At 69.2% G+C, this 4,095-nt stretch carries 3 protein-coding genes and 1 pseudogene; 3 read left to right on the forward strand and 1 reads right to left on the reverse strand.

The annotated features are described in order from the left end of the window. The coding region (locus ACOJSF_RS11600; RefSeq protein ID WP_420142357.1) for a bestrophin family ion channel at positions 1-281 on the forward strand (281 nt) is incomplete at its 5' end. Between the two features lie 18 nt (positions 282-299). On the opposite strand, the gene recG is transcribed toward ACOJSF_RS11600, so the two are convergent. After that, positions 300-2,363 carry an ATP-dependent DNA helicase RecG gene (recG, locus tag ACOJSF_RS11605; RefSeq protein WP_420142358.1) on the reverse strand — a complete coding sequence of 688 codons (2,064 nt, stop codon included), beginning with the start codon at positions 2,361-2,363 and terminating at the stop codon, positions 300-302. 161 nt (positions 2,364-2,524) lie between these two features. Here recG and ACOJSF_RS11610 point away from each other — a divergent pair, with 161 nt between their 5' ends. Next, positions 2,525-2,791 carry a succinate dehydrogenase assembly factor 2 gene (locus ACOJSF_RS11610; protein WP_420142359.1) on the forward strand — a complete coding sequence of 89 codons (267 nt, stop codon included), beginning with the start codon at positions 2,525-2,527 and terminating at the stop codon, positions 2,789-2,791. A gap of 119 nt (positions 2,792-2,910) precedes the next feature. After that, positions 2,911-4,095, forward strand: a pseudogene (locus ACOJSF_RS11615) (transcription-repair coupling factor); the annotation flags it as partial.

Genomic DNA, 4,095 nt, shown 5'->3' on the forward strand with positions numbered 1-4,095 from the left:
ACCGCTTCTTCCCCGAACTGTTCATGCGGCTGTTCTGCATCCTGCTGCCGATCGGCCTCGTCGAATCGCTCGGCTGGGCGACGCCGGTGGGATCGACGCTCGCGGGGATCATGTTCCTCGCGGTGCATCGCATCGGGGACGATCTAGTCGATCCCTTCGCCAACACCGTGCACGATCTCCCGCTTGCCGCGATGTGCCGCACGGTAGAGATCGACCTGCTCCAGGCGATCGGCGATCCCGCGCCTGCGCCGTTGCAACCGGTCAAGGGCGTCCTTTGGTAGCTTGATTGGTGCGCCCGCTCATCCCGATCGGATCAGCGCCACCGCCGCGTCGCGTTCGAACAGATAAAGAGCGATCCGCGCCGCCTGCCCCCTCGGCCCGGCGAGCCCGCCGTCGCGATCGACGAGAAGGCGTGCATCCTGGTTGGCGGTCGCGATCAGCTCGGCCATCATCTCCGGCGAGGCGAGTCGGAAGGCGGCCTCGCCCGACTGGCGCGTGCCCAATATTTCCCCCGCCCCGCGCAGGCGCAGGTCCTCCTCGGCGATGCGGAAGCCGTCATTGGTCTCGCGCAGCAGCGCCAGCCGGGCCCGCGCCGTCTCGCCGAGCTGGCCGGCCGTCCGGAGCAGCAGGCAGATCGACTTGGCGCTGCCCCGTCCCACCCGCCCGCGCAACTGATGAAGCTGCGCCAGGCCGAAGCGGTCGGCATGCTCGATCACCATCAGCGTGGCGTTGGGCACGTCCACGCCTACCTCGATCACCGTGGTCGCGACGAGCAGGCGGAGGTCGCCGCGCAGGAAGGCGGCCATGACCGCATCCTTCTCGGGGCCCTTCATCCGCCCGTGGACGAGCCCGACCATGTCACCGAAGCGTCGGCGCAGCGCCTCGGCGCGTTCCTCCGCCGCCGCGAGGTCGCTCGTCTCGCTTTCCTCGACCAGCGGACAGACCCAGTACGCCTGTTGTCCCCCGGCCAGGTGCCGCCCGACCCCCTCCACTACCTCGGCCAGACGGTCGTCGGCGATGACGCGCGTCTCGATCGGCTGCCGCCCCGGGGGCAGCTCGTCGAGACGCGACGAATCCATTTCGCCATATTGGCTGAGCGTCAGCGTGCGCGGGATCGGTGTCGCGGTCATCGCCAGCAGGTGCGGCGGCCGCTCCGCTTTCTGCGTCAGCAGCATCCGCTCCGCCACGCCGAAGCGATGCTGCTCGTCCACCACCGCCAGCCCGAGCCGGCGGTAGGACACCGCCTCCTGAAAGATGGCGTGCGTGCCGACCAGGATGTCGATCGATCCGTCGGCGAGCCCCATCAGCGTCGATTCGCGCGCACGTCCCTTGTCGCGCCCGGTGAGCACCGCGATCGTGAGCGGCAGCCCGGCGGTGAGCCGCGTCAGATTCTCGAAATGCTGCCGCGCGAGGATCTCGGTCGGCGCGAGCATCGCCGCCTGCGCGCCGCCCTCGACCGCGATCAGCATCGCCATCAGCGCGACCAAAGTCTTGCCCGCGCCGACATCGCCCTGAAGCAGGCGGAGCATCGGCGACGATTGCGCCAAGTCGCCCTCGATCTCGGCGATGGCGCGCGCCTGCGCGCCGGTCAGCCGATAGGGCAGCCGGAGCGCGTCGCGCAGCCGTCCGTCCCCGGCCAGCGGCACGCCGCGCCGCGCGCGGGCGGACGCGCGCACGAGCATCAGCGCGAGCTGGTTGGCGAACAATTCGTCATAAGCGAGCCGCGCGCGCGCCTTCGCATCGGCCGGATCGGCGTGGAGCCGGGCCAGCGCCGCGCGCCAGGCCGGCCAGCCCTGCTTCGCCAGCAGGCCGGGTTCGATCCATTCGGGCAGTTCGGGCGCACGTGCCAGCGCCTGCGCGACGAGCGCCGCCAGCCGCTTGTTGCTGAGCCCTTCCGACAGGGCATAGACCGCCTCGCGCGCCGGCAAGGCCGCCGCCTCCTCGGGCGCCATCACCTCGGGATGCACGATCTGGAGCCACTGGTCATAGCGGTCGAGCTTGCCCGACACCGCCTTCGCTTCGCCCAGCGGAAGCTGCTTCTTCGCCCAGCCCGAGCTTCCGCCGAAGAAGACGAGGCTCACGGCGTTGCCGGCCCGATCCTGCGCGACCACGCGCGACGGCGCGCGCGCGCTGCCGCCCATGCGATATTCGGTCGGGGTGACTTCGACCGTCAGGACGCGTCCGACATCCGCCTCGTCGAGCGCATCTACCGCCTTGCGATCGATCCAGCCGGTGGGAAGATGGAAGAGCAGGTCGACCGCCTTCGCAAGCCCAAGCCGGCCGAGCGGCTTGGCGAGCCCGGGGCCCACGCCCTTCAACGCCTCCACCTCGGCGAACAGCGGATTGAGAATGTCGGGTCGCATCACTAGATGACCATAGCCTTAGCCCGTTCGGGTCGAGCTTGTCGAAGCCCCGTCCGTTTTCCGTGACGACCGGCCGCTCGACGGGTTTGGTGCGCACGGCCAACCCGGATTTTCGTGCCGACAGCGCCGCGCGCGCCGCCGGCCAATGCCTATGGAGCCTCATGGACCGCGAAACCCGTCTCAAGCGCCTGTATTTCCGCGCCTGGCATCGTGGCACGAAGGAGGCCGACCTGATGCTCGGCGGCTTCTTCGATCGCTTCCACGGCGAATGGGACGATCCCCAGCTCGACTGGTTCGAGACGCTGTTGGAGGAGCAGGATGTCGACATCATGGGCTGGGCGATCGGAACGATCCCGGTGCCGGCGCGCTGGCAGGGGCCGATGATGGATCGGATGCGCGTGCTGGATTACGTGCCCGTCGAGAAGTGACGACCGGAACAGCCGTCGGCCCTGCGGAGGCAGGGGCCCATGTCCGCTCCCCTCAAGCGGAATGGCCACGGTGAGGACGATATGCCCCTGCCTCCGCAGGGCGACGATGATCAGAGTGCATGCCGGACCTTCAACGAATCCTCAAAGCCTCCGAGCAACTGACGCTGGCGGGTGCGCCGGCGGGCTTCCTGCCGTGGTTGATGGCCGACCTCGCCCGCGCGGCGAAGGGACGCGCGGTGTTCATCGCGCCCGACGAGGCGGCAATGCGCGCGCTCGCGGACAATGCGCGCTATTTCGCGCCCGAGATCGAGGTCGTGACGTATCCGGCGTGGGACGTGCTGGCCTATGACCGCGCCTCGCCCTCGTTGCGGGCCTCGTCCGAGCGGCTTGGCGCGCTCCATGCGCTCCAGCGCGGTAAGGGCGGACCCCAGCTTCTGGTCACCACCGTCAATGCCGCGACCCAGCGCACGCTGACGCCGTTCCGCGTCCGCCAGCTTTCCGCCACGCTCGCGCCCGGCGAGCGGATCGACCGCGACGCGCTTGCCGAACTGCTTCAGGCCAACGGCTATGTCCGCGCCGATACGGTCCACGAAGCGGGCGAATATGCCGTGCGCGGCGGGCTGGTCGACCTGTTTCCGGCGGGCGAGAGCCTGGCGCTGCGGCTCGATTTCTTCGGCGACGAGATCGAGACCGTCCGCCAATTCGATCCGGAGGATCAGCGCACGACCGCGCGGGTCGACGGCTTCACCCTGCTGCCCGCGTCCGAGGCGTTGCTCGATGCCGAGGGGATCAAGCGCTTCCGCAGCCGCTATCGCGAGAAGTTCGGGGCGACCGCGACCGGCGATCCGCTGTACCAGGCCGTGTCCGAAGGACGGCGCCTCGCCGGCATGGAGCATTGGCTGCCGCTGATCGAGGAGCGGCTGGCGACCCTGTTCGACCATCTCTCTCCCGATGACCTGATCGTGCGCGATGCGGGCGCCGACGGCGCGGCCGACGCGCGGTTCGAATCGGTCGAGGATTATTATGCCAACCGCGAACGGGCGCTGAAGTCCGATCCCGGCAGCTATCGCCCGCTCGCGCCGTCCGAACTCTATGTGATGAGCAGGGAATGGCGCGGGTTCGTCGCCGATCGTCCGATCCACCTGACCACGCCCTATCACGAGCCCGAGAGCGATCGGGTGATCGATTTCGGCGTCGACGGCCCGCGCGATTTCACGCCGGAGCGGACGCAGAACGCCAATGTCTATGAGGCGGTGGTCGCGCATGTCCGCGATCTTGGCCGGTCGAAGCGCAAGGTCGTGCTG

It is taken from the genome of Sphingomonas sp., assembly GCF_048594985.1.
Taxonomy (GTDB): domain Bacteria; phylum Pseudomonadota; class Alphaproteobacteria; order Sphingomonadales; family Sphingomonadaceae; genus Sphingomonas_I.